25 protein-coding genes are annotated in these 25,757 nt (G+C 73.2%); 18 read left to right on the forward strand and 7 right to left on the reverse strand.

The window, feature by feature from the left end:
* Positions 1-7: 7 nt before the first annotated feature.
* The 5 genes from F4556_RS01015 to F4556_RS01035 all read left to right on the forward strand — a co-directional run bounded on the left by F4556_RS01015 (position 8) and on the right by F4556_RS01035 (position 5,532).
* Positions 8-913 carry a phytanoyl-CoA dioxygenase family protein gene (locus tag F4556_RS01015; RefSeq protein WP_184910784.1) on the forward strand — a complete coding sequence of 302 codons (906 nt, stop codon included), beginning with the start codon at positions 8-10 and terminating at the stop codon, positions 911-913.
* Positions 910-1,905, forward strand: a complete 996-nt coding sequence (locus tag F4556_RS01020) for a thiamine pyrophosphate-dependent dehydrogenase E1 component subunit alpha (protein WP_313068093.1) — start codon at positions 910-912, stop codon at positions 1,903-1,905. Before F4556_RS01015 ends, F4556_RS01020 begins: the two co-directional genes overlap by 4 nt.
* A complete protein-coding gene (locus F4556_RS01025; protein WP_184910786.1) occupies positions 1,902-2,870 on the forward strand; it encodes an alpha-ketoacid dehydrogenase subunit beta in 969 nt (322 codons plus the stop codon). Before F4556_RS01020 ends, F4556_RS01025 begins: the two co-directional genes overlap by 4 nt.
* Before the next feature lie 28 nt (positions 2,871-2,898).
* On the forward strand, positions 2,899-3,705 hold the full coding sequence (locus tag F4556_RS01030) for a DUF3050 domain-containing protein (protein WP_184910788.1): 807 nt from the start codon (positions 2,899-2,901) through the stop codon (positions 3,703-3,705).
* A gap of 261 nt (positions 3,706-3,966) precedes the next feature.
* Positions 3,967-5,532 carry a M4 family metallopeptidase gene (locus F4556_RS01035; RefSeq protein ID WP_246510939.1) on the forward strand — a complete coding sequence of 522 codons (1,566 nt, stop codon included), beginning with the start codon at positions 3,967-3,969 and terminating at the stop codon, positions 5,530-5,532.
* Here the strand turns inward: F4556_RS01035 and F4556_RS01040 are convergent.
* Together F4556_RS01040 and F4556_RS01045 are read right to left on the reverse strand one after the other, a co-directional pair.
* Positions 5,466-5,657: a hypothetical protein gene (locus F4556_RS01040; protein WP_184910792.1), complete on the reverse strand. Its 192-nt coding sequence runs from the start codon at positions 5,655-5,657 to the stop codon at positions 5,466-5,468. The genes F4556_RS01035 and F4556_RS01040 overlap by 67 nt on opposite strands.
* Before the next feature lie 108 nt (positions 5,658-5,765).
* On the reverse strand, positions 5,766-6,167 hold the full coding sequence (locus tag F4556_RS01045) for a TIGR03618 family F420-dependent PPOX class oxidoreductase (protein WP_184910794.1): 402 nt from the start codon (positions 6,165-6,167) through the stop codon (positions 5,766-5,768).
* A gap of 80 nt (positions 6,168-6,247) precedes the next feature.
* Here F4556_RS01045 and F4556_RS01050 point away from each other — a divergent pair, with 80 nt between their 5' ends.
* From F4556_RS01050 to F4556_RS01065, 4 genes are all read left to right on the forward strand, one after another.
* Positions 6,248-7,633, forward strand: coding sequence for a DUF2252 domain-containing protein (locus F4556_RS01050; protein WP_313068095.1), 1,386 nt, complete (start codon positions 6,248-6,250; stop codon positions 7,631-7,633).
* 187 nt (positions 7,634-7,820) lie between these two features.
* The gene (locus tag F4556_RS01055; protein WP_184910796.1) at positions 7,821-9,014 is read left to right on the forward strand and encodes a cytochrome P450; all 1,194 of its coding nucleotides are present in this window, start codon (positions 7,821-7,823) and stop codon (positions 9,012-9,014) included.
* Positions 9,011-9,241, forward strand: a complete 231-nt coding sequence (locus tag F4556_RS01060; RefSeq protein ID WP_313068096.1) for a ferredoxin — start codon at positions 9,011-9,013, stop codon at positions 9,239-9,241. The genes F4556_RS01055 and F4556_RS01060 overlap by 4 nt, the downstream gene beginning before the upstream one ends.
* A gap of 153 nt (positions 9,242-9,394) precedes the next feature.
* Positions 9,395-10,948, forward strand: coding sequence for an APC family permease (locus F4556_RS01065; RefSeq protein ID WP_184910798.1), 1,554 nt, complete (start codon positions 9,395-9,397; stop codon positions 10,946-10,948).
* Here F4556_RS01065 and F4556_RS01070 read toward each other — a convergent pair.
* Positions 10,919-11,704 (reverse strand): ATP-grasp domain-containing protein, encoded by a 786-nt coding sequence (locus F4556_RS01070; protein ID WP_184910800.1) that lies wholly within the window; start codon positions 11,702-11,704, stop codon positions 10,919-10,921. The two genes, F4556_RS01065 and F4556_RS01070, sit on opposite strands and share 30 nt — an antisense overlap.
* A complete protein-coding gene (locus F4556_RS01075) occupies positions 11,701-12,579 on the reverse strand; it encodes an ATP-grasp domain-containing protein (protein WP_184910802.1) in 879 nt (292 codons plus the stop codon). Before F4556_RS01075 ends, F4556_RS01070 begins: the two co-directional genes overlap by 4 nt.
* A gap of 267 nt (positions 12,580-12,846) precedes the next feature.
* On the opposite strand from F4556_RS01075, the gene F4556_RS01080 reads away from it, so the two are divergent.
* The 7 genes from F4556_RS01080 (at position 12,847) to F4556_RS01105 (ending at position 19,594) form a co-directional block, all read left to right on the forward strand.
* Entirely contained in the window at positions 12,847-13,539 is a 693-nt protein-coding gene (locus F4556_RS01080) for an AAA family ATPase (RefSeq protein WP_376775641.1), read from the forward strand.
* A gap of 91 nt (positions 13,540-13,630) precedes the next feature.
* Positions 13,631-14,416, forward strand: a complete 786-nt coding sequence (locus F4556_RS01085; protein ID WP_184910804.1) for a hypothetical protein — start codon at positions 13,631-13,633, stop codon at positions 14,414-14,416.
* A 58-nt stretch (positions 14,417-14,474) separates the two neighbouring features.
* Positions 14,475-14,606, forward strand: a complete 132-nt coding sequence (locus F4556_RS38910; RefSeq protein ID WP_281403624.1) for a hypothetical protein — start codon at positions 14,475-14,477, stop codon at positions 14,604-14,606.
* Between the two features lie 232 nt (positions 14,607-14,838).
* Positions 14,839-16,230 carry a discoidin domain-containing protein gene (locus F4556_RS01090; protein ID WP_184910806.1) on the forward strand — a complete coding sequence of 464 codons (1,392 nt, stop codon included), beginning with the start codon at positions 14,839-14,841 and terminating at the stop codon, positions 16,228-16,230.
* The gene (locus tag F4556_RS01095) at positions 16,230-17,510 is read left to right on the forward strand and encodes an MFS transporter (RefSeq protein ID WP_184910808.1); all 1,281 of its coding nucleotides are present in this window, start codon (positions 16,230-16,232) and stop codon (positions 17,508-17,510) included. The genes F4556_RS01090 and F4556_RS01095 overlap by 1 nt, the downstream gene beginning before the upstream one ends.
* A complete protein-coding gene (locus F4556_RS01100; protein ID WP_184910810.1) occupies positions 17,507-18,493 on the forward strand; it encodes a TolB-like translocation protein in 987 nt (328 codons plus the stop codon). Before F4556_RS01095 ends, F4556_RS01100 begins: the two co-directional genes overlap by 4 nt.
* A gap of 165 nt (positions 18,494-18,658) precedes the next feature.
* On the forward strand, positions 18,659-19,594 hold the full coding sequence (locus F4556_RS01105; protein WP_184910812.1) for a terpene synthase family protein: 936 nt from the start codon (positions 18,659-18,661) through the stop codon (positions 19,592-19,594).
* A 13-nt stretch (positions 19,595-19,607) separates the two neighbouring features.
* On the opposite strand, the gene F4556_RS01110 is transcribed toward F4556_RS01105, so the two are convergent.
* Both F4556_RS01110 and F4556_RS01115 read right to left on the reverse strand, forming a co-directional pair.
* A complete protein-coding gene (locus F4556_RS01110; protein ID WP_184910814.1) occupies positions 19,608-20,258 on the reverse strand; it encodes a response regulator transcription factor in 651 nt (216 codons plus the stop codon).
* A gap of 42 nt (positions 20,259-20,300) precedes the next feature.
* The gene (locus F4556_RS01115; protein WP_184910816.1) at positions 20,301-21,887 is read right to left on the reverse strand and encodes a sensor histidine kinase; all 1,587 of its coding nucleotides are present in this window, start codon (positions 21,885-21,887) and stop codon (positions 20,301-20,303) included.
* Between the two features lie 198 nt (positions 21,888-22,085).
* Between F4556_RS01115 and F4556_RS01120 the strand changes: the two genes are divergently transcribed.
* Positions 22,086-23,018: a polysaccharide deacetylase family protein gene (locus F4556_RS01120; RefSeq protein WP_184910819.1), complete on the forward strand. Its 933-nt coding sequence runs from the start codon at positions 22,086-22,088 to the stop codon at positions 23,016-23,018.
* 18 nt (positions 23,019-23,036) lie between these two features.
* Here the strand turns inward: F4556_RS01120 and F4556_RS01125 are convergent, their stop codons facing one another.
* A complete protein-coding gene (locus tag F4556_RS01125) occupies positions 23,037-23,321 on the reverse strand; it encodes a hypothetical protein (protein WP_184910821.1) in 285 nt (94 codons plus the stop codon).
* Positions 23,322-23,490: 169 nt separating this feature from the next.
* Here F4556_RS01125 and F4556_RS01130 point away from each other — a divergent pair, with 169 nt between their 5' ends.
* On the forward strand, positions 23,491-25,749 hold the full coding sequence (locus F4556_RS01130) for a xanthine dehydrogenase family protein molybdopterin-binding subunit (protein WP_246510940.1): 2,259 nt from the start codon (positions 23,491-23,493) through the stop codon (positions 25,747-25,749).
* The last annotated feature ends 8 nt before the right edge of the window (positions 25,750-25,757 follow it).

The following is a 25,757-nucleotide window of genomic DNA, read 5'->3' on the forward strand; positions in this document are numbered from 1 at the left end:
AGCACCGATGACCGAGTTCGAACTGACCGAGGCCGAGCGGGCCCTGCTCCCGACGCCGGAAGAGGCGGCCGAGTACGCCGAGCGCGGCTGGTACCTGTCCCGGAAGCTGTTCACCGACGAGGAGCTCGATCTCCTCCAGGACGCCACCGAGAAGTACTACGAGGGCCACCGCGACCGCACGCTGGCCGTCCGTCCGCCGAACCTGGCCGCCTGGGAGCCCTCGCACGGACCGGTCCAGCGGCACAACGACTACGTGCACTACGAGAGCGAGGCGATCGGGCGGATCCTGCGCAAGCCGCTGCTCGGGGCCGTCGCCGCGCTGCTGGCGGAGGCCGAGGAGATCCGGGTCTTCCAGGCCACCCTGATCCTCAAGCCGCCGATCCCGGGCGAGCCGAGCAACCAGGTGCCCTGGCACTTCGACCGGCACTACTGGGCCACCAGCACCTCCGAGCGGATGCTCACCGCGTTCATCCCGTTCCACGACTGCGGGGAGGAGATGGGCACCATCACCATGGTGGACGGCAGCCACCGCTGGCGGGAGCGGCCCGCGGGCGAGGACTCCAGCCGGCACTTCGCCCAGCGCGACCGCAGCGAACTGGAGCAACTGCTGGTCGAGAACGCCGAGTACAACGGCGCCGAGGTCCGCAAGATCCCGATGGTGATCCCGCGCGGTCACGTCAGCTTCCACCACTGCCGCACCTACCACGGCAGCGGCCCGAACCTGGCCGAGGTCCCGCGCCGGGCGGTCTCGCTGCACCTGCAGGACGGCGCCAACGAGTACCGCGCCCACACCCGGCCCGACGGCGCCCCCGTGGTCTACAACCACGACCTGCTGGTCCGCCGGACCGCCGACGGGCGCCCCGACTACGCCGACCCGGAGTTCTGCCCGCCGATCTGGCAAGGTGCGGTGTGAGGCTGCGAACGCCGGCCGACGGCGTGTGCCTGGAGTCCCCGGCCGACCGGTACCGGATGGTCCGGCTGATCCGGGGCTTCGAGGAACTGGCCCTGGAGCTGGTCCGCTCCGGCGACATCGTCGGCGGTACGCACCCGTACATCGGGCAGGAGGCCGTCGCGGTCGGGGTCTGCTCGGCACTGCGGCCGGAGGACCAGCTGACCAGCACGCACCGGGGCCACGGGCACGTGCTCGCCAAGGGTGCCGACCCGGCCCGGCTGCTGGCCGAACTCCTCGGCCGCACCACCGGGTTGAACAAGGGCCGGGGCGGTTCGATGCACGCCGCCGACCTCTCGCTCGGCATCCTGGGTGCCAACGGCATCGTCGGCGCGGGTGCGCCGATCGCGGTCGGCGCCGCCTGGGCGGCCCAACTGGCCGGTGAGCAGCGGGTGGTGGTGAGCTTCTTCGGGGACGGCGCGCTCAACCAGGGCGTGCTGCTGGAGTCCTTCAACCTGGCCGCGATGTGGCAGCTGCCGGTGGTCTTCGTCTGCGAGAACAACGGGTACGCCACCACGCTGCCCGCCGCCGTCGCGGTGGCGGGCACCGCGCTCGGCCGGGCCGAGGCCTTCGGCATCCCGGCGGTGGCGGTGGACGGCATGGACACCGAGGCCGTCCGGGAGGCGGCGCTCCAAGCGGCGGCCCGGGCCCGCTCGGGGGGCGGGCCGGTCTTCCTGGAGTGCCGGACGTACCGGTTCGAGGGGCACCACACCATGGAACGGCGGCTCAAGGTGGACTACCGCCCGGCCGAGGAGATCGCCGCCTGGCGCGAGCGCGACCCGCTCCTCCGGGCCGCCGCGCTGATCGGGGACCCCACCGCGCTGGATCAGGAGGTGTCCGAACAGCTGGCCCAGGCCCGGGAGTTCGCGCTCAACTCACCCGCCCCGGACCCGGCCGGCGCCTGCGACCACCTGTACGCGAGCGGGCTGCGGCCCCGGGCGGGGGCGGTGGCATGAGCTGGCTGTCGTACACCAAGGCGCTGAACCGGGCGCTGGCCGACGCACTGGCCGATGACCCCTCGGTCTGTCTGCTCGGCGAGGACATCGGGGCCGGTCTGGCCGGGCCGACCCTCGGGCTGCAGAAACGGTTCGGGGCGAGCCGGGTGGTGGACACCCCGCTCTCCGAGCAGGGCTTCACCGGGGTGGCGGTCGGCGCGGCACTGGCCGGGCTGCGGCCGGTGATCGAGTTCCAGATCCCGGCACTGCTCTTCCTGGTCTTCGAGCAACTCGTCAACCAGGCCCACAAGTTCTCGCTGATGACGGGTGGTCAGGCCAGTGTGCCGTTGACCTGCCTGGTGCCGGGCTCGGGCTCCCGGGACGGCTGGGCCGGGCAGCACTCGGACCACCCGTACGGGCTGTTCGCCCACATGGGCGTGAAGACCGTGGTGCCCGCCACGCCCACCGACGCCTACGGGCTGCTCCGGTCGGCGATCGCCGATCCGGACCCGGTGGTGGTCTTCGCCCCGGCGGCCGCACTCGGCGTCCGGGACGACGTCACCGGGCCGCTGCCGGTGATCCCGCTCGGCCGGGCCCGGGTGCACCGTCCAGGCACCGACGTCACGGTGGTCGCCGTCGGCCATCTGGTGCACGAAGCCCTGGCGCTGGCAACGGAGTTGGCCGAAGATGGAGTCTCGGTCGAGGTATTTGACCCGCGCACCCTGTACCCCTTCGATTGGGAGGCGCTCGGCGCCTCGCTGGAGAAGACCGGGCGGCTGGTGGTGATCGACGACTCCAACCGCAGCTGCGGGATCGGGGCGGAGATCCTGGCCACCGCCGCCGAGCAGTACCGCCTGACCGCACCGCCCCGCCGGATCACCCGCCCGGACGGCGCCGTACTGCCGTTCGCCCGCGAGCTCGACCGGGCCCTGCAGCCCGGTCGGGACCAGCTCCGGCACGCCGTCCACGCCGTCCTCAAGCACTGACCCACGCACTGACCTCCCGGGAGCAGAGATGTCCAACAACCGTTACAGCTGGGACCGTACGCACCCGGGCCTGTCCGGCCTGCAGGCCGCGATCGAGCCGCTCCGCCGCCAGGTGGTGGACCACGCGATCTACGCCGAGCTGAACAGCCAGGCCCGGGTCCGCACCTTCCTGGCGCGGCACGTCTTCGCGGTCTGGGACTTCATGTCGCTGCTGAAGAGCCTGCAGCGCGAGCTGACCAGCGTGGACGTGCCGTGGCTGCCGACCGGCCCGACCGCGAGCCGCAGACTGATCAACGAGATCGTGCTGGTGGAGGAGAGCGACGAGCTCGGCGAGGGCTTCATCAGCCACTTCGAGCTGTACCTGGACGGCATGCGCCAGGCGGGCGCCGACACCGCTCCGATGGCGGCGTTCCTGGAGCTGCTGGGCCGGGGCACGGCGGTGCCGGAGGCACTGAAGCTGGCTCAGGTGCCCTCGGCGGCGGCCGACTTCACCTCCGTCACCTGGGACATCATCGAGAGCGCGCCGGTGCACTGCCGGGCGGCGGCCTTCGCCTTCGGGCGTGAGGACCTGATCCCGGAGATGTTCGAGCAGGTGATCCGGATCGAGGACCCGGACGGCGTGCTCACCGTCTTCAAGGACTACCTGGCCCGGCACATCGAGGTGGACGGCGAGCTGCACACGCCGATGGCGATGCAGATGCTGATCGACCTGTGCGGCGACGACCAGCGGAAGTGGGACGAGTGCGCGGAGACCGTGCGCACCGCGCTGGCCGGCCGGGTCCGGCTCTGGACGAGCATTCAGGAGGCGTTCGAGGACGCCTCCCCGACGGCCTGACGGTCGCTGAAGGGGCGGGCGGGGCGGGCGGTAGGAGTCCGCACTCTGGACACGGGATGACCGGTACATGTAGAACTGGCGTCCCGGCAGCGTCCGCCCCTTCCAGTCCTCACACGTACAGCGCCTCCCCCTCACGCGTGCGCTCGACGGTTCGCTGCCGGTTCGCAGTCTGTCTCATCGCATCCCGCCCGGGGACCGAGCCGACCCATGGCTCCGTCCGTCCGGCGCCCCCGAGATCCGAGGAGCACGATGCACATCCGCATGCGAACCGCCGCAGTCGCCACCGTGGTCGCCCTGGCCGCCGGCGCGTTGACCACCGCCGCCGCCCCCGCCGTCACCCCGGACGGCGCCGCCTCGGCCTCCCGTTCGGAGGCCCGGACCGTCCGGGACGTGGTGACCGACCAGGACGGCAGCCGGCACGTCCGGTACGACCGCACCTACGCGGGACTGCCCGTACTGGGCGGCGACCTGATCGAACATCTGGCGCCCGGTGGCGCGGCCAAGTCCACCGACCGCGCCGTGGCGGGCTCGATAACCGTCGCCTCCACCACGCCCGCGGTCTCCGCCGACAGCGCCGGCCGGCTGGCCGTCGGCGAGCTGAACCGCTCGGCCAAGGCGGAGGGCAAGGCCGTCCAGAAGGCCGAAGCCGCACCGCAGTTGGTAATCGACGCGCTGCACGGCGCACCCCGGCTGGCCTGGCAGACCACCGCGAGCGGGCAGGACTCGCTGGGCAACCCGGTCGCCCGCACCGTGCTGGTGGACGCCCGGACCGGGGCGCAGATCGACGCCTGGGACGCGATCGAGACCGCGACCGGCGACGGGCAGTCGCTCTACGGCGGCACCGTGCCACTGGAGTCGACGCTCTCCGGCTCCACCTACCAGCTGAAGGACCCGACCCGGGGCAACACCTACACCGGTGACGCGGCCAACAAGACCGACCTGTGCTTCGGCACCATCTGCTTCAGCCGGGCGCCCGCGACCCTGTTCACCGACGCCGACAACCACTGGGGCACCGGCACCAACGCCGACCGCGCCACCGCGGCGGTCGACGCCCAGTACGGCACCAACGTCACCTGGGACTACTACAAGAACGTGCACGGCCGCAACGGCATCGCCGGCGACGGCAAGGGCGCGTACAACCGGGTGCACTACGGCAGCAACTACAACAACGCCTTCTGGCAGGACAGTTGCTTCTGCATGACCTACGGCGACGGGGACGGCAACGTCTTCGGCCCGCTGGTCTCGCTGGACGTGGCCGGGCACGAGATGTCGCACGGCGTCACCTCGCGCACCGCCAAGCTCACCTACTCCGGCGAGTCCGGCGGCTTGAACGAGGCCACCTCGGACATCTTCGGCACCCTGGTCGAGTGGTACGCGGCCAACGGCGGCGACCCCGGTGACTACCTGATCGGCGAGGAGATCGTGAAGCCCGGCTTCGGCAAGGAGGCGCTGCGCTTCATGGACAAGCCGTCCAAGGACACCAAGTCCGCGGACTGCTGGAGCTCCAGCGTCGGCGGCCTGGACGTGCACTACTCCTCCGGCGTGGCCAACCACTTCGCCTTCCTGCTCGCCGAGGGCAGCGGCGCCCGGGTGGTCAACGGCGTCCCGTACGACAGCCCGACCTGCGATGGCTCGGCGGTCACCGGCATCGGCCGGGACAAGCTGGGCAAGATCTGGTACCGCGCGCTGACGGTCTACATGACCTCGAGCACCAACTACGCGGGTGCCCGCACCGCCACCCTCAAGGCCGCCACCGACCTCTACGGGGCCGGCAGCGCCGAGTACGCCGCGGTCGCCGCGGCCTGGTCCGCCGTCGCGGTCAACTGACGCTCCGGCAACGCCTGTTCGGTCCGGAGCGGGTCACCGCTCCGGACCGTCGCGTGGTCCGCCTCGAAGTAGCCGGCCAGCCGGTCCAGCAGCCGTTGGAAGTTGGCGGTGTCCTGCTCGTTCACGGTGAGGGCTTCGCAATCTGACGGTCCGTGTCTTCGACTCCGCCGATGCTGCCCCGCCCGGCTCAACAGCCGATAAACGTCCCGCTGTTCACTCTGGCCGGGAATCGCTCAGAACCGGCCGAGCACCCGGTCCACGGTGATCTCGATCGCCACCCGGGCCGGGTTCACCCGCGGCGTCTGGTACCGCTCGGTGTACCGGCGCTCGGCCTCGGCGACCGCTTCGGGCTCGGACCGCACCACCGCGGTGCCCTCCAGCGTGCACCAGCGGGCCCGGTCCACCTGACAGACCGCCACCCGCAGCCCGGCCTCGCCTGCGGCCAGCACGTTGAGCGCCTTGCGGCTGCTGCCGCTGCTGATCACCCGGGCGATCCGGGTCTCCGGGTCGTAGCTCACCCCGACCGGGGCGACGTGCGGGGTGCCGTCCGGGCGCAGCGTGGTGAAGGTGGCCAGGTGCCGCTCCCGCCAGAAGTCGTGGAAGGAGTCACCGAGGGCGTCGAGATCATGGGCCATACCGGAATGCTACGTGCCTGCTCACCGGGCCCCGCGCGCGGTACCGTACCTCCCGTCAATCAGGTACGGGAGGGGTCGCAGTGCGGGAGTTCGAGGTCGACGGGTTCGCGGCATGGCCGCCGCAGGGTGGGGCGAGACGGCGTGGCAAGCGGCTGCGGGAGAAGACGCCGCGCGAGTCGCACAACAGGCTGGAGCTGCCCGCCGACCGGCCGGACGTGGTCGGTTCGGTGGAGTCCGCCAACGTCGGACGGCTGGCGCACCTGGCGCCGATCCGCACCGGCCGGATGGCCGCCTCGCCGTTCGCCTTCCTGCGCGGCTCGGCCGGGCTGATGGCCCACGACCTGGGCACCGGGCCGACCAGTGGCCTGACCGCCCAGCTCTGCGGGGACGCGCACGCCGCCAACTTCGGTCTCTACGGCGACGCCAGGGGCCGGCTGGTGATGGACATCAACGACTTCGACGAGACCGTGCCGGGCCCCTGGGAGTGGGACCTCAAGCGGCTGGCCGCCAGCCTGGTGCTGGCGGGCCGTCAGTCCGGCGCGAGCGAGGACGAGTGCCGCAGCGCCGCGTACGACACGGTCGGCTCCTACCGCCGGACCATGCGGGTGCTGTCCGCGCTGCCCGCGATAGAGGCCTGGAACGCGATCGCCGACGAGCAGCTGGTCACCGTCACCGACGCGCACGAACTCCGGGACGTGATCGGCGGGGTGGCCGCCAAGGCACTCAAGAACACCAGCGCCCGGTTCGCCGCCAAGGCCACCGTCGAGGACCCGGAGGGCCGGCACCGCTTCGTCCCGGCCCCGCCGGTGCTCAGCGAGGTCGACGACCGCACCGCCTCCTCGGTGGCCGCCGCGCTGACCGGCTACCTGGCCACCGTCCCGGTCGAGCTGCACCCGCTGCTGTCCCGGTACAGCGTCCAGGACGTGGCCTTCCGGGTGGTCGGCACCGGCAGCGTCGGCACCCGCTCGTACGTGGTGCTGCTGCTCGACCAGCGCGGCGAGGCGCTGGTGCTCCAGGTCAAGGAGGCCCGGCCCTCGGTGCTGCTGCCGCATCTGGCCAGGGCGGGGTACGGGGTGACCGAGGTGGTCGCGCACGAGGGCCAGCGGGTGGTGCTCGGGCAGAAGCGCATGCAGGTGGTCAGCGACACCTTGATGGGCTGGACCACGGTGGACGGACTCCCGTACCAGGTACGGCAGTTCCGTAACCGCAAGGGCAGCGTCGACCCGGCCGCGCTGCAGTCGGGACAGCTCGACGACTACGGCCGGCTGACCGGCGCGCTGCTGGCCAGGGCGCACGCGCACACCGTGGACGCGGCCGTGGTCTCCGGCTACTGCGGCAAGAACGAGGCGCTGGACGAGGCGATCGCCGCCTTCGCGGTGGCGTACGCGGACCGGACCGAGGCCGACCACGCCGAACTGGTCGCGGCCGTCAAGGCGGGCCGGCTTCCGGCGGAGGACGGGGTCTGACACACCGTCGGTGGTGACGGCGGGGGCGCCCGGTGACCGAATGGCGCGCCCGCTTGGCCGGTTCGCGCCCTGTCGGGCGCGACACCGGGGGCTTACGGTCGGTGGTGGCCCGGACTCGCTCCGTCGAGTTCCGCCCCGTCCCCCGGCCCCGTATCCCTCGGCACCACCAGCAGAGGAAGAAGCCGTCATGACCACCGCTCCCCTCGTCCCCCTGCACTGCCTGCGCCAGGCCGAACCGGGTCCGCCTCGGCTCACCGAACTCCCCACCGGCACCCCGGCCTGGCTGCTCACCCGGCACGCCGACGTCCGGCAGGCGCTCACCGACCCGCGCCTGGACCGGGCCTCGCTCTACGCGCCGGACGCGCCCGCTCTCTCGGTCGTCCCCAACCTGCTGGACGACCCGGACGGCCTGCTCAACATCGACGGCGTGGAGCACCAGAAGCTCCGCCGCACCGTCCAACGCGCCTTCACCCCACGGGCGATCGAGCGCTGGCGCCCGTGGGTCTCCACGGTCGTCGACGAGCTGATCGACGAGCTGGTGGCCCAGCCGGCCCCGGCCGACGTGGTGGCCGGCTACACCCGGCGGCTGCCGGTCGCCGTGATCAGCCGGCTGATGGGGCTGGACGGGCTCGACCTGCACAAGCTCGGCGACTGGAGCGACCACGCGCTCTCCACCACGGCGTACACCGCCGAGGAGATCCAGCAGGCGATGGCCGAGTTCGGCGCGTTCTCCTTCGACCTGGTGCTGGAGCGGCGCAAGAACCCCGGCGACGACCTGGTCAGCAGCCTGGTCCAGGCCGCCGCCGAGACCGACGGCGTGACCGAGATGCAGCTCACCAAGCTGGTGCTCGGCCTGGTGGTCGCCGGGCACGAGACCACCATGACCACGCTCGGCAACGCGCTGGTCTTCCTGCTCACCGAGGACCGGGCGGCCTGGGCCCGGATCGGCGCCTCCCTGGACGAGGCCGGCACCGCCACCGAACAGCTGCTGCGCACCATCCCGTTGGGCGACCGGGTGGCGCTGCCCGGGATGCTCCGGCGCGCCACCGAGGAGCTGGAGATCGGCGGGGTCACCATCCCGGCCGGTGCGGTGGTCGCCGCCGACACCTTCGCGGCCAACCACGACCCGGCGGTCCACCCGGTGCCGGCCGAGGGCGAGTGGGCCGACCTGTTCGCCCCGGTCGGGGCGGCCACCCTGACCTTCGGCGCCGGGCCGCACCACTGCCTCGGCGCCTGGCTGGCCCGGATGGAGCTGGAGTCCGGCCTGCACAGCCTGGCCGCGCGGCTGCCGGACCTCCGGATCGCCCACCCCGTCGAGCAGATCGAGTGGCGCGAGGGCCTGCTCACCCGCAGCCCGCTCACCCTGCCGGTCACCTGGTGAGCGCCCCGCTGGAGAGCCGGGTCGACCGCACCCGCTGCGTCGGCACGGGCGCCTGCGCCGCCACCGCCCCCGCCGACCTGACCCTCGGCCCGGACGGCCGCGCCGAACTGCTGGCCCCGACCCCGGTGCACCTCGGCCAGCTCACCGACGCGGCCGAGCTCTGCCCGGTCGAGGCCATCACCATCCACCGCACCGACACCGGCGAACAGGTCGTCCCGGCCTGGTGACCCGCCCCCAACGCCCGTCCGGTCCGCCCCCATGGGCATGGACCGGGCGGGCTTTTTTTTCATATTTAACGATACAGCTCCAGCACTTGACCATGGCGTCCCGCTCCTCTTAAATCCACGTTTAACAAGCGGCCAACCCCCGAGGAGCGCGCCATGACGACGAACCCCACCGACGTCGAGGGCAGAACGAGCCCACCGCCCGCCCGCACCACCGACAAGGGCCTGCGCGGCGGCTCGGTGGGACTGGCGGCCGCGGTCGCCCTCGGCCTGTCCTCGGTCGCCCCCGCGTACAGCATCGCCGTGACCCTGGGCCTGGTGACCCTGACGGTCGGTCAGCTGGCCCCGGCCGCGCTGCTGCTCGGCTTCGTCCCGATCCTGCTCACCGCCTTCGCCTTCCGCGAGCTCAACCGGGAGCTGCCGGACTGCGGCACCACCTTCGTCTGGACCACCCGCGCCTTCGGCCCCTCGACCGGCTGGCTCGCGGGCGGCTGGGTGCCGCAGACCGCCACCCTGATCGCGATGACCGCGCTCGCCCAGGTCGGCGCCACGTACCTGCTGAACCTGCTCGGCCTGACCGGCCTGGCCGACTCGGAGGCGGCGGTCGCGGCCACCGCCGTCCTGCTGCTGGCCGGCGCCACCGCGATAGCCCACCGGGGCCTCCAGCTCGCCGCCTCGGTCCAGTACGTCCTGCTCGGCCTCCAGCTGTTCGCGCTGCTCGGCTTCGGCGTGGCCGCCTTCGCCCGGCCCGGCGCCGAGGCGCCGTCGCTGGCCTGGCTCGATCCGCTGGGCTTCGCCGACTTCGGCTCCTTCGCCGAGGCGGTCCTGCTCTGCCTGTTCATCTACTGGGGCTGGGACGCGCTGATCACCGCCAACGAGGAGACCAGGGACGGCAGCCGGGTCTCCGGCAAGGCCGCCGTGCTCTCCACCCTGATCCTGCTCGGCACCTACCTGTTCACCGCCTTCGCCGCGATCGGCTACGCCGGGACGGGCGACACCGGCACCGGCCTCGGCAACCCGGACAGCGCGGGCGACGTGCTGGCGACCCTCGCCCCGCCGGTACTCGGCACCGCGCTCGCCAAGGTGATGCAGCTCGCGGTCTGCGTCTCGGCCGTCTCCGCCCTGCTCACCAGCCTGGTGGGCAGCTCCCGGGGCGCGCTGTCGATGAGTGCGCACGGCGCGCTGCCGGCGGCGTTCGCCCGGATCCACCCGCGCCGACGCACCCCCGGCTTCGGGACGGTCTTCTTCGGCGCCGCCACCGCCGTCCTGCTGGTGCTGCTCACCCTGCTGCCGGGCGCTTTCCTCGGCGAGGCGATCCTCTGCATCGGCCTGCTGATCGCCTGTTACTACGGCGTCACCGCGCTCGCCTGCGTCTGGTACTTCCGCGGTCGGCTCCGCGGCTCCGCGCGCGACCTGCTGCTGCGCGGCCTACTCCCGCTGCTGGGCGGGCTGTTGATGCTGGCCGCGTTCGTCCGCAGCGCCGTCGACATGTACGACCCCGGGTACGGCAGCACCTCCTTCCACGGCGTCGGCGGGGTCTTCCTGCTCGGCGTCGGCTCGATCGCCACCGGCGCGCTGGCCATGCTGGCCGCCCGCGCCCGGTTCGGCCGCTTCTTCCGCGACGGCCGCACCGCCGTCACCCGACTCACCGTCACCGAGGACCCGGCCCGGCCCGACCGGTCAGCTCCCCCAGCCGCCGGTCCCGCGTAGCCATCGGGCCCCCTCCCGGGCGGGGCTCGGCAGTTGACGCTGCACCAGCCGGACCACCGCCTCGGGGGCGCCCTGCTGGCCGCGGATGCCCGGGAAGGCGTTCACGTCCACCACCAGCGGGGTGCCGTCGGTCTCCAGGACGTCCACCCCGTAGACGTCCAGGGCGAACACCTCGCCCACCCAGAGCGCCAGTTCGGCCAGCTCCAGCGGCACGGTCCAGCTCTCGCTGCCGGAGCCGGCCGCCAGTTCGGAGCGGCGGAGTTCGCCGAAGACCTGGCGGCCGACCACCCAGAGCTTGCGGTCCCAGCCGTCGCCCGGGGCGAACTCCTGGTGCACCAGCGGCTCGTCCGGCCACCGCCGGCGCAACTCGGCCAGCCCGGCCGGGTCCAGCACCTTGGCGACCAGGTCGTCCTTGCGGCTGTGCCGGCTCTTCACCACCAGCGGGTAGCGCAGCGCGTTGGGCGACAGCGACGGGGCGAACGGCAGTCCGGCCGCCAGGGCCAGCTCGGCCATCAGCGCCCGGTCCTGGCAACGCTCGGTGGCGGCCGCCGAGTTGAGCACCACCGCGCCCGCCGCCTCCAGCCGCCTGGCCAGCGCCAGCGCGGTCGGCGTGCGGGCCTTGAGCAGGTAGACGTCGGCCGGGTCGGCCGGGTCCGGGGCGGCGAACTCCACCCAGTGCCCGGCCGCCGTGAGCAGCGCCGCCGTCGCGGTCAGCAGCGGGTGCCGGGGGTCGCGGGCGATCACCCCGACCCTCACCGCACGCCCCCGCCGACCGGGTCAAGCTCCACCCGGGGCACCGGCAGGACCGGCGCCGGGGTCGTCGCGCCCCTTCTGGCCAGGTTGATGATCGCCCGGGCCACCCGGGGGACGGCGTCCGGCACCTGACGGAAGCTCGGGAAGTCGTTCACGTCCACCACGATCGGCCCGTCCGGACCGAGCACGACGTCCACGCCGTACAGGTCGAGCCCGTAGACCGCGCCGACCTCGGCGGCGATCGCGGCCACCTCGGCGCTGAGCGGCACCGCCCGCTCCTTCCGCTTGCCCGGCACCAGCGGTGAGGTCCGCTCGGTGCCGAACAGCTCGCCGTCCACGCAGTAGACCTTGAGGTCGATGCCGGAGTTCTGCACCCAGGGCTGCGCGATCAGCATTCCTTCGCCGGCGAACTCACCGGCGGCCAGCACCAGTTGCCCGGGATCGTCGACCCGGTGCACGGACCGCCCCTGACTGCCCTCGGCCGGCTTCACCACCAGCGGGTACCGGTCGGCGGGTATCTGGGCCAGGTCGGCCAGCCGGGCCGCCGCCCAGGTCTCGGGGACCGGCAGGCCCAGACCGGCCGCCCGGACCGCCGCGCTCGCTTTGTCCCGTACGCACCGGATCGACCGGGCGTCGTTCACCGTGGTCAGCCCGGCCGCCGCGGCGGCCTCCAGCAGGCCGAGCCCCGGTCCGCCGGAGACCGTCTTCAGCACCCACGCGTCGTGGCTGCCCGCCCGCACCAGCCGGCCGAGATCGAGCAGCGAACCGCCCGGGCGCAGCACGTCCACCCGGTGGCCCCAGTCCGCCAGCTGCCGGACCACGTCCACCGGTATGCCGTCGTTCCGGTACTGCTCCTCCACCAGAAAGCAGAACCTCATCCGCACCGCCCCCTACCCCGCCCACTGTCTGCCCGTCAGAGACCGACCAGAATGCCACGAACCGGCCAGCCAAGATCATTCGCACCGTAAGGAAACGGCAACAGTGCGGCTACGGTCTCACCCGCAACGTCACAGCCGGGTCCCGATGCCGCTGCGGACGGGCGCCAGTCGTCCGCCGACCGGTCCGCCGTCGGCCCCGCCCATTACTCTTTCTTGGTGAAGGCTTGCCCGATCAGGGCAGGTCTTCGGGATCGTGAAGGAGGGGCAGTGCACGAGACCGTCAGTCCGGGCCCCGTCCGGACGGCTCCGGCCGGACCTCGGGTGCCGGGCCAACCCCGGGGGTCACGCACACCGAGGGGGCTCGAACCACTGCGGCCGCACGGGCTGCACGACCTCCGCCCCGGGCCCACCCCCGCCGCGCTCCAGTATCCGGCCGACGACCTGGTGGTGGTCTCCGGGCTGCCCGGCAGCGGCAAGAGCACCCTGATGCGGCGCTGTGCCAAGGCGCCGGTGATCGACTCCCAGCAGAGCCGCGAGCACTGGGCCGCCCGGCTGCCGGGCTGGCTGCCGTACGCGCTGTACCGGCCGCTGGTGCGCCTGCGGCACTACCGGCGGCTGCGCCGGGCGCTGCTGACGGGCGGTCCGCTGGTGGTGCACGACTGCGGCACACTGCCCTGGGTGCGCGACTGGCTGTCCAGGACCGCCGCCCGGCAGGGCCGGCGGCTGCACCTGATCGTGCTGGACAGCAGCCCGCTGCAGGCCAAGCAGGGCCAGCGGGCCCGGGGCCGCCGGGTCTCCGCGTACGCCTTCGCCAGACACCGGTGGGCCACCGCCCGGCTGCACGCCGGCCTGGCGGCCTCGGCGGGCCCGGTGGACGGCTGCGCGAGCACCGTGGTGCTCTCCCGGCCGGGCGCCCTGGAGCTCCAGCGGATCAACTTCGGGGAGCGGCGCTGCGCCTGACGGGCGTGCGCCTGACCGACGTGCGGCAGGACGGGTGAGCCGCCGGGCGTGCCGGGGCAGACCTTGCCGGACGCCGCACTAGGGTGCGGTCATGCCCCCTACCTCACGTGAGGCGCGTCTGCGCCGGCTCGCCGAGCGGCTCGGCACCCAGCACCGCGTCAGCGTCGAGCCGTTGTTCGACCCGGCCCGGCAGAGCTGGACGCTCCGCTGGTACGACGGGCCCGCGGTGGCCGACGTGCGGTCCGCGCTGACCCAGGACGGGCCGGAGAACGCGGCCGTGCTGGCCCGGCGCGACCTGACCACCAGGGCGCTGGCGCTGGCGGCGATCCGGGAGACCAGGGCAGGCGCGCTGCACCGCTGGGTGGGCAACTGGGGCCAGCGGTACCACCTGGAGCAGATGATCGGCGACCGGCCGTACCCGGAACGCACCGCCGACCACCGGGAGGAGCGGATGCTCACCCGGCTGCTGGCGGCCGCCACCCTCGGCAGCTCGGCGGCCCCGGACGAGAACCGGGCCTTCGAGCTGATCGCCCGGGACGGGATCGCCTGGCTGCTGCCGTCGCACCGGCTGGCCGAGCCGAACCGGGCGGACGAGCCGTCGGACGGCCCGGCGGACGGTCCGGCGGAGGGTCTGGCGCTCACCCCGATCGAGTTCCTGACCTCCCGTTACGCCACCGCCGAGCACCGGTCCGCCTGGGAGACCGCGCTCACCCCGATGCCGACGGCGGCGGCGGTCGCCGCCGTCCGGGCCGACCCGGACGCCCCGCCGGAGGCGGCCAGGGCCGCGCTGGCCCTGCTGCCGACCCTGCGGGCCGCGTTGACCGACGAGCTCGACCGGGCCGAGTCGGCGCTCGCCCGGGTGGCCGCCGAGCGCTGAACGTTCGTACCAGAGCGGATACTTGACTGTTCGTTGACCACCCGGCTGAGATGGGCGGGTGAGCGAGAAGAGAGCATCCCGGCTGGTCGGGATATCCGGCTGCGTGCTGATGGTGCTGCTGGTCGCGGGGCTGATCCTGCTGCTGGTCTGGGCCCTCGGCGGCAGCGGCACGTCCTCCCAGTGGCACTGATTCCGGCGACGCCCGACCCCGGAACAGGCCCGGAATCAGGGCCGCCCGAGCACTGGTAGGAAACTTTCCTAACCGCTAGCATTCACGGCGGCGGCTCGGCGCGGTGCCCTGACCTCGGGGCGTGACGCGCTCAGCGAGAGCTCTGACCCGGCCGCTGGAACACCGCCCTCACCGGGGGCGGGTCCGCTTTGGTGCCCAGCTCTCGCCCCTTCCCAGGCCAGGGAGTTCAGACATGCGCCTGCACCCTCAACCGTCCCATCGACTGACCGGAGCAACCCGCCCCGGCACCGTCGGCATCGTCCTCGCCGCCGTACTCCTGCTGGTCGGCGGCCTGTTGCTGGTCGCCCCCGACCGGGCCGGAGCCGCCGTCGACACCGTCATATCCACCGGCAAGCCCGCCACCGCCTCCTCCGTCGAGGGTTCCTCGTACGGGGCCCAGAACGCCTTCGACGGCAACCCGGCCACCCGCTGGGCCAGCGTCGAGGGCAAGGACCCGCAGTGGATCCGGGTCGACCTCGGCGCCTCCGCCAACGTCACCCGGGTCAGCCTCAACTGGGAGGCCGCGTACGCCAAGACGTACCGCGTCGAGGTCTCCGACGACGGCACGACCTGGACCAGACTCGCCAACGAGACCGCCGGCAACGGCGGCACCGACGACTGGACCGGCCTCAGCGGCAAGGGCCGCTACCTGCGCGTCTACGGCACCGCCCGGGGCACCTCGTACGGCTACTCGCTGTACGGCGTCGAGGTGTACGGCAACTTCGGCGGCACCACCACCCCGACGCCCACGCCGACCCCGACCACCACCCCGACCACGCCGACCGGTGCCTTCACGGTCGTCGCGGCCGGCGACATCGCCGCCCAGTGCACCGCCTCGGACAGCGCCTGCGCCCACCCGAAGACGGCCGCGCTCGCCCAGCAGCTCAACCCGAAGTTCTATCTGACGATGGGTGACAACCAGTACGACGACGCCCGGATCTCGGACTACCGGGCCTACTACGACAAGAGCTGGGGCGCCTTCAAGGCCAAGACCCACCCGGTCCCCGGCAACCACGAGACCTACGACCCGGCGGGCTCGCTGGCGGGGTACAAGGAGTACTTCGGCGCGATCGCCTACCCGCAGGGCAAGAGCTACTACAGCTTCGACGAGGGCAACTGGCACTTCATCGCCCTCGACTCCAACTCCTTCGACCAGACCGCCCAGATCGACTGGCTCAAGGCCGACCTCGCGAAGAACGCCAAGTCCTGCATCGCGGCCTACTGGCACCACCCGCTGTACTCCTCCGGCGGGCACGGCAACGACCCGGTCTCCAAGCCGGTCTGGAAGATCCTGTACGCCGCCAAGGCCGACCTGATCCTGAACGGGCACGACCACCACTACGAGCGGTTCGCCCCGCAGGACCCGGACGGCAAGGCCACCTCGTCCGGCATCGTCGAGATCGTCGGCGGGATGGGCGGCGCCGAGCCGTACGCGATCGAGACTGTCCAGCCGAACAGCCAGAAGCGGATCAGCGGCCAGTACGGCGTGCTGAAGCTGGACTTCACCGACTCCGGCTACGGCTGGACCTACGTCGGCACCGACGGCCAGGTCAAGGACACCAGCCCGAAGTACAGCTGCCACTGATGACGTACCTGGCGACCACCGGCCGCCGGGACGACGCCCCCGCCCCGCCGCCCACCGGCGGCGGGGCGGGGCGCCGGATCCCCGCGACCGTCCTCGCGCTCGGCACGGTCAGCCTGGTCACCGACGTCTCCTCCGAGATGGTGACCGCCGTCCTGCCGCTCTACCTGGTGCTCGGCCTGGGGCTCTCGCCGCTCCAGTTCGGCTTCCTGGACGGCCTGTTCAACGCCGCCTCGGCCGTCGTCCGGCTGATCGGCGGCCACGCCGCCGACCGGGGCGGCCGGCACAAGCGGATCGCCGGGATCGGCTACCTGCTCTCCGCCTGCTCCCGGCTCGGCCTGCTGCTCGCGGGCGGCGCGACGGCCGGCCTGGCCACCGCACTCGCCGCCGACCGGGTCGGCAAGGGCATCAGGACCGCCCCGCGCGACGCGCTGATCTCGCTCAGCGGCCCACCGGAGACCCTCGGCCGCTCGTTCGGGGTGCACCGCGCCATGGACACCACCGGTGCCCTGCTCGGCCCACTCGTCGCGTTCACCGTGCTCTGGGCCACCGCAGACGCGTACGACGCGGTCTTCGTGGTCAGCTTCTGCATCGGGCTGCTGGGCGTGCTGGTCCTGCTGCTGTACGTCCCCGGCGGACCGGCCCTGCCGACGGTCTCCCTGTCGGCGGTCTCCCGGCCGACTCCCGTACGCACCAAGGCACTTGCCCCGCTCCGTGACCCCGCCTTCCGCCGCATCCTGGCCGTCGCCGCCCTGCTCGGCGCCGCCACCATCGGCGACTCCTTCGTCTTCCTGCTCCTGCAACGCGGGCTCGACCTGGCACCCGGCTGGTTCCCGCTGCTGCCGCTCGGGGTGGCCGCGAGCTACCTGCTGCTGGCCATCCCGGCGGGCCGGATCGCCGACCGCTTCGGACGCCGACTGCCGTTCCTGTGCGGGCACTTGGCCCTGCTCGGCGGGTACGTGGTGCTGCTCACCCCGCTGACCCCGGCGGCGGTCGTCCTGGTCCTGGTCCTGCTCGGCGTCTTCTACGCGGCCACCGACGGCGTGCTGATGGCCCTGGCCGGGCCGGTGCTGCCCGCGGTCGGCCGGGCCGGCGGGCTGGCACTGCTGCAGACCGGCCAGGCCCTGACCCGGCTGCTCGGCACCGCCGGGTTCGGCGCCGCCTGGACGCTGTGGGGCCAACGCCCCGCCCTGTACGCGGCGTTGACCCTGCTCGCGGTGGCCCTGACCTGTGGCTGGGCGCTGCTCAGGAATCCCTCGCACCCGGAAAGGCCCACCCCGTGAACGCCCTCTCCCCGCGTGCCCGCCTGGCCGTCGTCCTGCTGGCCGTGCTGCTGCTCGGCGGCGGCTCGCTCGGCTACGTACTCCGGGCCCGGCAGCAGGCCGCACCCCAACAGACCACCGCCGACGCTTCGTTCACCCTGGCCGGACCCCGGCTCTACTACCGGGACGGCGACACCGGCCGGGTCGCGTACCAGGCTGACCCGACGACCGCACCCGTCATCGGCGGCCCGTCCTGCGAGCGCTTCCACGCCGCCGGGGACACCGCGCTCTGCCTCCAGCGGCGTCCCGGCCTGCCCGCCACCGCCGACGCCGTCGTGCTCGACCGGCAACTCCGGGAGACCCAGCGGATCGCCCTCCCCGGCATCCCCAACCGGGCCCGGGTGTCGGCCTCCGGCCGCATCCTCGCCTGGACCATGTTCGCCACCGGTGACTCGTACGCCACCTCGGCGTTCTCCACCCGCACCTCGATCCTCAACCTGAACACCGGCTACCTGATCAAGTCGATGGAACAGATCCCGCTCACCATCGACGGCACCCGCTACCACGCCCCCGACGTCAACTACTGGGGCGTCACCTTCGCCGCGGACGACAACCGCTTCTACGCGACCGTCGCCACCAAGGGCCGCACCTACCTGGTCCAGGGCGACCTGGCGGCCTGGACCGCCACCGCCCTGCGGGAGAACGTCGAGTGTCCGTCCCTCTCACCCGACAACACCCGGATCGCCTTCAAGAAGCGCGTCACCGACGGCCCTGACTCCCCCTGGCGCCTGTACCTCCTCGACCTGCGCACCATGACCGAACGCCCACTCGCCGAACCACACAGCGTCGACGACCAGGCCGCCTGGCTCGACGACAACACGATCGGCTACGCCCTGCCCACCCCGGACGGCCACGGCACCGACCTCTGGTCCGTCCCCGCCGACGGCACCGGCACACCCCGGCTGACCGTCCCCGGCGCCTCCTCCCCCGTGGCGGTCCTCTGAACCGACGACACCAGCACCCCGACGACCCTCTCACCGGCCGTCTGGCGCCCAGGAACTGACGCCCAGTGACTTCCCCGTACGGGTGATCATCCGCCGCTTCGGCTCTCCCGAACCTGGCGCTGTGAGTAGCTCGACTCCGAGCAGCACCGAGCGAGGAGGAGACCCATGACCACGGACATCCGTCCCCGGTACGGCGAGGGCGGCAATGCCCCCTTCGGCTGGCGGCCCGTCGGCCCGACCGGGCTCGGCACTTCGGCCGCCCGGCTGGCCCGCACCCGGTACGGCTGGCTCGCGGCCCGCTGCTACCCGCAGGCCGACCGGGAGTTCCTACAGACCGCGGCCGACTACTTCACCTGGTTCTTCATCGTCGACGACCTGTTCGTCGACCGGGTGCAGACCGTCACCGAGCGCACCCTGCCCAACCTGACCGCCATGATCGACGTCCTGGACCACCATCGGGCAGGCCCCGACCCCGTCTTCGGCGAGGACGCCTGGCTCGACCTCTGCACTCGCCTGCGCCGACACCTCTCGCACGAGCACTTCCAACGCTTCGCGCACGGCATGCGGATGTGGGCCTCGACCGCCGGACTGCAGATCCTCAACCACCTCCAGGCCGCACCGGTCGGCATGCCGCAGTACGAGACGATCCGCCGCCACACCAGCGGCACCTATCCCTGTCTCGCCCTACTGGACGCCGCCAACACCGGCCCCCTCACCGCCGCCGAGTACAACGACCCGCTCACCCAACGGCTCTGCCTGCACACCAACAACGTCATCTGCTGGTCGAACGACATCCAGAGCGTCCGGATCGAGATGAACCAACCGGGCCAGTACCTCAACATGGTGATCCTCTACACCCGTCAGGGCCTCACCCTCCAACAGAGCGTCGACCTCGTCGCCGACCGCGTCCGAGCCGAGATCGCCGCCTTCCACACGCTCGCCCGCGCCATCGAACCGCATGCCACCGACCAGATGCGCGGCTTCATCACCGGCCTCCAGAACTGGATGCGTGGCTACCAGGACTGGGTCGACCACGACACCCAGCGCTACGCCGACGCCTACATCTCCCAGGACGCCGACGACACCCGCGTCCTGGCCTGACCCCTGGCAGGAGCTAGGAGAGCGCGTCCCGGGCCAACAGCGCGGCCTGCACCCGGTTCTCGCACTGCAGCTTGGCCAGGATCCGGCTGACGTACGTCTTCACCGTGGCCTCGCTCATGTGCAGCCTGCTGCCCGCGTCGGCGTTGGAGAGCCCCTCGCCGAGCAGGTCGAGCACCTCGCGCTCGCGCGGGGAGAGGGCGGCCAGCCTGCGCCGGGCGGCCTCGGCCCGGGCGCCGGCCGCCGGGGTGGCGGCCAGGCTGTCCACGATGTGCCGGGTGGCCGCCGGGGAGAGGAAGGCGTGTCCTCCGGCGGCGGCCCGGACGGCCAGGATCAGTTCGGCCGGGGCGGTGTCCTTGAGCAGGAAGCCCGCGCCGCCGGAGGTGACGGCCCGTAGGACGTTCTCCCGCTCGCCGAAGGTGGTCAGCACCAGGGCCTTGGCACCCGGTGCGTAGCGCGGCAGTTCGGCCAGCGCGCTCAGGCCGTCCAGCACCGGCATCTGGATGTCCAGCAGCACCACGTCGACCGCGTGCTCCCTGGCCAGCTCGAGGGCCTGCCGCCCGTCGGCCGCCTCGGCGACCACGTCGATGTCCTCGGCGCTGGTCAGGATCATCCTGATGCCCGCCCTGATCAGCGGCTCGTCGTCGGCGACGAGGACTCGGATCACGTGCACCTGCCTCCGTCCGGTTCGGTGCTGCCACCGCAGCTGTCAGTCGTCCGCACGGTAGTGCACCTTCTCCACCAGCACCCCGTCGCGGAAGCACAGCCGGGACACCTTGGTGCTGGCGAGCTGGTCCGGCTGGTGGTCGGACATGAACCAGGCGCAGGCCGTCCCGGCCGGGGCCGCCGGGCCCGCGTCGCGGTAACTGCTCGTCATGAGGTTGCTCCCGGGCGGCAGCTGGTCGCGGATCTCGGTCTCGGCCTGACCGATCCGGAAGGACTCGAACCGGGTGTCCGGCAGGGTCGCCCGGTCCAGCGACTCGAAGAACTTGACGCCGCCCCAGAGCAGCAGGCCGAGCACGCTGAGCAGCACGCCCGCCACCACCACCGCGCAGCCGAGCGCCGGCCGCCGCTTGGGCAGCCGCTCGGCGGGGGCGGCGGGCAGGTCGGGGTCGTCGTCGGTGACCGGGCTGCCCGAACCGTCGTACGGGAGGACGCCGGCCAGCCGGTAGCCGCCGTCGGGGGCCGGACCGGCGTGCAGCATCCCGCCGAGCAGCCGGGTGCGCTCGCGCAGGCCGGTCAGGCCCTGGCCGCCGCTGACGGCAGCGGCGGTCGTCGGGGTGCCCGCGCCGTTGACCACCTCGACCAGCAGGGCGTCGGGTTCGTACCGCAGCGCGACGCCGATCGGCGCGCCCGGGGCGTGCTTGTGCGCGTTGGTCAGCGCCTCCTGGACGATCCGGTACGCGGCGTGGCCGGTGGCCGGGGTGAGCTCCCTGACCTCGCCGGTCCGGGTCAGGGTGACCTCGGTGCCCGCCGCCCGGGAGGCGCCGGTCAGCCGTTCGATCTCGCCGACGCCGCCCGCCTCCTGGGGGTCGCCGGTGGACTCGTCGCGGAGCAGGCCGACCACGCCGCGCAGTTCGCGCATCGCGCCGACGGCCGCCTGGCGGAGCACCGTGACGGCCTCCCGCTGACCCTCCGTCAGGGTGCGGTCCACCTCCAGCGCGCCGGTGTGCACGGAGATCAGCGCCAGCTGGTGGCCCAGGCTGTCGTGCATGTCCTGGGCGATCCGGTGGCGTTCGCGCAGCCGGGCCTGCCGGGCGATCATGGCGCGCTCGCGCAGCAGCTGGTCGTTGCGCTCCTGCAGGGCGATCAGCAGGGTCCGGCGCTGGGCCCGGTAGCGGCCGAACACGGCGGGCAGCACGGCCAGCAGCAGGAAGCCGCCGACCCCGACCCCGAGCAGGGCGGGCAGCGGCATCTCGTCCAGGTCGGTGAGCAGCGAGACGGCCGTCATCAGGACGAAGGAGCCCAGGAAGACCGCCACCGCGTCGCGGGCCCGGGTGATCCGTCGGCCGGCCGACCAGCTGGTGATCATCAGGAGCGGCAGCCAGCTGCCCAGCGTGCCGCCGCCGATCGCCGCGCCGACCAGGGCCAGGCCGGGCAGTCCGCGCCGGAGCAGGAAGAGCACCGCCGCCCCGAGCCCGATCACCGCGAACGGCACCGGACCTGCCGGGCCGACCGCGCCCAGTCCGCCGCTCACCAGGCCGACCAGCAGCGCCGCCAGGCCCTCCCGGAGCACGACGGCCCGCCCCCACGGTCCGGGCAGCGCTCTGGCCACCACCGTTCTCGCCCCGCTCATGATCCGCTCGCTCACCACTCGTGCGAGGGTAGGCGACGCCCGGCCCGACCGGCAGTCACCGTTCGTCGCGATCACCCCGCGACCAAAGTCGCGACCTGCCGAAAGCGACCTGCCGCGCTGCCTCTCCCGTACGGCATCCGGTGGACGGTCCGGCGCGCCTGCCCGCCCCTCGCACTCCCGTCCGGATGATCTGCAGGTATGCAATTCGGATCACCTGCGTCCTGGGCCCGGCTGGCCACCGGCCTCTGCCTGGCGCTCACCGCGGCCGGCTGCGGCGGCGCGGCGGAGAGCGAGGAGACCACGGTCTCCCGGGCCCTACAGCCACCGGTCGCGCTGCAGCCCGCCGTCCTGCCCGGCCGGGCCGCCGAGCAGGAGGACAGCGCGCTGCGGGCCGGCGCCCGCCGGGTGCTGACCGAGCGTCAGCAGGCCGAGCTGGCCGGGGCCTGGGGCCTGGAGTCCGCACCGCTCACCGCGCCCCCTGCCCCGGCGCGCAAGCCCGCCCTGAGCCCGGGGGCGCACATCACCCGGGTCGCGGACGACCTGCCCGCGCTGGTACGGCGGGTGCCGACCGAGGACCGGGTGGTGTTCCTGACCGTGGACGACGGAAAGGAGAAGGACCCCAGGTTCAACCGGATGATGCGCGAACTGGACCTGCCATTCAGCGCCTTCGTCTCCGGCTACCTGGCCCGCAGCAATTACGGGTACTTCCGCGACCTGAACGAGCAGGGCGTGCGGGTGAACAACCACACCGTCAACCACAAGGACCTGCGGAAGCTGAACTACGCGCAGCAGCGGGCCGAGATCTGCGGCCAGCAGGACGAGCTCGAACGCGAGATCGGGATCCGCCCGGTGCTGTTCCGGCCGCCGTACGGCGAGTACACCACCGACACCCTGCGCGCCGCCCGCTCCTGCGGCATCACGGCGGTGCCGATGTGGAACGAGGAAGCCTTCCCGGACCGGATGGAGTACCGCCACGCCGACCAGCGGCTGCACCCGGGCGACATCATCCTGACCCACTTCCGGGGCACCGACGACTGGTCGGGGTCGATGACCGACCTGGCCCGTCAGGTCCTGCGCACCGTCACCGCGCAGGGCTTCGCGCTGGCCCGGCTCGACGACTACCTCGGTTGACGCCGGATCAGCGAGTCTTCAGTGCAGCCGGCTCCGGGTGCCGGGGCCGGACCGGGCCGTCCGGACCGCCCTGGCCGGGCGCACCTGCCGGGGCGCGGCCAGCTCGACCGCCGCGGCCGCGGCGCGCGCCACCAGCAGGGCGACCGCCGCCGCGGCGGCCGGTTCGGCGATGCCGAGGGCGGCCATCCGGGCCTGGCAGGCACTGCACCAGACCGGGCTGGCCGGGCTGCCGTCGCCGTACCGCAGCTGCTCGGGCGGCAGGTAGTGGAGCTCGCACTCCTGGCAGCGGAAGACCAGTCGCATCAGCCGGTCACCTCCCCGCTCTTCCCGGTCGGCCGACCGTCCGAGCACACGGAGCAGACCTGCGTTTCGACCATGCCGTCACCTCCTGTGCACAGACCGTACCGCGCTGCGAGACGGGCTCGACGCTCCGGACTGACCGGGTGTCATATTCCCCTCCCCCGCCTTGGTCATGCGCATGTTGACCTGCGGGCCGACCCCTCCTAAGATCGGTCCGCTCTTCACCCCGTGGCCCGGAAAGGCTCCCGAAATCTCCAGTACGCCGCAGGCCCTCGGCCGCCGCCGCTTCCTCACCTACCTGGTGGCCGCCCCCGCCCTCGCGGTCGGCGCCCAACTCGCCGTGGACCCCGAGCCGGCCGAGGCCCTGCCGAGGCTGCCCGGCCTGCCGGGGCTGCCGAGCCTCGCCGATCTCGGCGACGTGCTGATCCTGGCCGGCCTGCCCACCACGCACCTGCTGGTCCTCGAAGTCACCGAGGCCGGCCGGGTGGTGCTCCAGCTCCCCCGGGTCGAGGTCGGCCAGGGCCTGACCACCGCGATGGCGATGCTGGTCGCCGACGAGCTGGACGCCGTCCTCACCGACGTGGACGTCCCGCTCTCGCCCGCCCGCCCCGAGCTGCTGTTCGGTCAGCTCACCGGCGCCTCCAACTCGGTGCGCTCGCTCTACGACCCGGTCCGGGCCGCGGCCGCCGCCGCCCGGGCCCGGCTGGTCACCGCCGCCGCCCGCCGCTGGAACCTCCCGGCCGACGGCCTGCGCACCCAGGACAGCCGGGTGATCGCCCCGGACGGCCGCTCGGCCGGGTACGGCGAACTCGCCGTCGCGGCGGCCGCCGTGGTGGTCCCCGCCGTCTCCACCCAGCCCCGGCCCGCCACCCAGCAGCGCCTGGTCGGGCGGCCCACCGGCCGCATCGACGCCCGGGACATCGTCACCGGCAAGGCCAAGTACGCGGGCGACCTGGACGTCCCCGGCGCCGTGCCCGCCGTGGTGCTCCGCCCGCCCACCGTCAAGGGCACCGTCCGCAGTTGGGACGGCGCCGCCGCCCGGGCCATGCCCGGTGTGCTGGACGTGCTGGCGGTGCCGACCGGGATCGCCATCCTGGCCGAGACCTTCGACCAGGCGCTCAAGGCCAAGGCCGCCGTCCAGGTCAGCTGGAACCCGGGCCCGCTGGCCGCGCTCTCCGACGCCGACGTCCGGACCAAGCTCCGCGCCGCCACCGCGCCGTTCCTGGTGCCGCCGCTGCTGAGCCTGAGCCTGGACGCCGAGTTCGACTTCGCCTTCGTCAGCCACGCGCCGATGGAGGTGCTCACCGCCGTCGCGGACGTCCGCCCCGACCGGGCCGAGCTCTGGTTCGCGGCCCAGTCGCCGATAGCGTCCCAGCAGGGCATCGCGGCCATCCTCGACCTGCCGGTCTCCGCGGTGAAGGTGAACGTGGTCCGGGCCGGCGGCTCGTTCGGCCGCCGTCTGTTCGCCGACGCCGCCGTCGAGGCGGCCCGGATCTCCCAGGCGGCCCGACGGCCCGTCAAGCTGATGTGGACCCGCAACGACGACATCCGGCACGGCCGGGTCCGCCCTGCCAGCCACCACCGGATCCGGGCCACCCACCTGCTCGGCCAGGTCCTCACGTACGAGCACCGGGTCTGCACCGTGCGGACCGACTTCGGGCACGGGCTCGGCGAGATCCTGACCGCCGCCGGGGCGTCGATCCCGGTCGGCGAGGAGCTGTTCTCGCAGGTCTTCTTCGATCTCACCCAGGAGCTCCCGTACGAGCTCGGGGTCACCACCCAGGAGCTCACCGAGGTCCCGCTGGACATCCCCACCGGGAGCTGGCGCTCGGTCTACTCGGGCCTGGTCCGGGTCGCCGACGAGGTGATGGTGGACGAGCTGGCCCGCACCCTCGGCCGGGACCCGGTCGCGTTCCGCCGGGCCCGACTGCGCGACGCGGGGGCCCGCGCCGTGCTCGACAAGGCGGCCCAGGCCGGGAGTTGGGGCCGTCCGATGCCGGCCGGTCACGCCCAGGGCATCGCCTTCCACTCCGAGCACCGCTCCAGCGTCGCCTGCCTGGTGGAGATCGACGCCACCGACCCGGCCGAACCCCGGGTCACCAAGGCGGTGGTGGCCGCCGACGTCGGCCGGGTGATCAACCCGCGCGGCCTGGAGGCCCAGCTGCTCGGCGCCGTCACCGACGGCATCTCGGTCACCCTGCGGGCCGGGCTCCACCTGGACCGCGGCGCGATCCGCGAGGGCAGCTACGCCGACTTCCACTACGCCCGCCAGCGGCACAGCCCGCTCGCCTTCGAGGCGCACCTGATGCCGCCGAGCGGCCCGCCCGGCGGTGCGGGCGAACTCGGCGTCCCGGCGGCGGCCGCCGCGGTCGCCAACGCCTACGCCCGCGCCACCGGCACCAGCCCGCGCAGCTTCCCGATCAACTTCTGAAGGACCGT

Origin of the sequence: Kitasatospora gansuensis (genome assembly GCF_014203705.1) — a bacterium.
GTDB classification, from domain to species: Bacteria; Actinomycetota; Actinomycetes; order Streptomycetales; family Streptomycetaceae; genus Kitasatospora; species Kitasatospora gansuensis.

Excerpts from the sequence above, each read along its gene's own strand:
- F4556_RS01125 (WP_184910821.1), bottom strand. The coding sequence starts at position 23,321 with ATGCGACTGGTCTTCCGCTGCCAGGAGTGCGAGCTCCACTACCTGCCG.
- F4556_RS01085 (WP_184910804.1), top strand. The coding sequence starts at position 13,631 with ATGCCCCCTACCTCACGTGAGGCGCGTCTGCGCCGGCTCGCCGAGCGG.
- F4556_RS01120 (WP_184910819.1), top strand. The coding sequence starts at position 22,086 with ATGCAATTCGGATCACCTGCGTCCTGGGCCCGGCTGGCCACCGGCCTC.
- F4556_RS01030 (WP_184910788.1), top strand. The coding sequence starts at position 2,899 with ATGTCCAACAACCGTTACAGCTGGGACCGTACGCACCCGGGCCTGTCC.
- F4556_RS01045 (WP_184910794.1), bottom strand. The coding sequence starts at position 6,167 with ATGGCCCATGATCTCGACGCCCTCGGTGACTCCTTCCACGACTTCTGG.
- F4556_RS01130 (WP_246510940.1), top strand. The coding sequence starts at position 23,491 with ATGCGCATGTTGACCTGCGGGCCGACCCCTCCTAAGATCGGTCCGCTC.
- F4556_RS01075 (WP_184910802.1), bottom strand. The coding sequence starts at position 12,579 with ATGAGGTTCTGCTTTCTGGTGGAGGAGCAGTACCGGAACGACGGCATA.
- F4556_RS01055 (WP_184910796.1), top strand. The coding sequence starts at position 7,821 with ATGACCACCGCTCCCCTCGTCCCCCTGCACTGCCTGCGCCAGGCCGAA.
- F4556_RS01095 (WP_184910808.1), top strand. The coding sequence starts at position 16,230 with ATGACGTACCTGGCGACCACCGGCCGCCGGGACGACGCCCCCGCCCCG.
- F4556_RS01065 (WP_184910798.1), top strand. The coding sequence starts at position 9,395 with ATGACGACGAACCCCACCGACGTCGAGGGCAGAACGAGCCCACCGCCC.
- F4556_RS01015 (WP_184910784.1), top strand. The coding sequence starts at position 8 with ATGACCGAGTTCGAACTGACCGAGGCCGAGCGGGCCCTGCTCCCGACG.
- F4556_RS01105 (WP_184910812.1), top strand. The coding sequence starts at position 18,659 with ATGACCACGGACATCCGTCCCCGGTACGGCGAGGGCGGCAATGCCCCC.
- F4556_RS01035 (WP_246510939.1), top strand. The coding sequence starts at position 3,967 with ATGCGAACCGCCGCAGTCGCCACCGTGGTCGCCCTGGCCGCCGGCGCG.
- F4556_RS01115 (WP_184910816.1), bottom strand. The coding sequence starts at position 21,887 with ATGAGCGGGGCGAGAACGGTGGTGGCCAGAGCGCTGCCCGGACCGTGG.
- F4556_RS01025 (WP_184910786.1), top strand. The coding sequence starts at position 1,902 with ATGAGCTGGCTGTCGTACACCAAGGCGCTGAACCGGGCGCTGGCCGAC.
- F4556_RS01090 (WP_184910806.1), top strand. The coding sequence starts at position 14,839 with ATGCGCCTGCACCCTCAACCGTCCCATCGACTGACCGGAGCAACCCGC.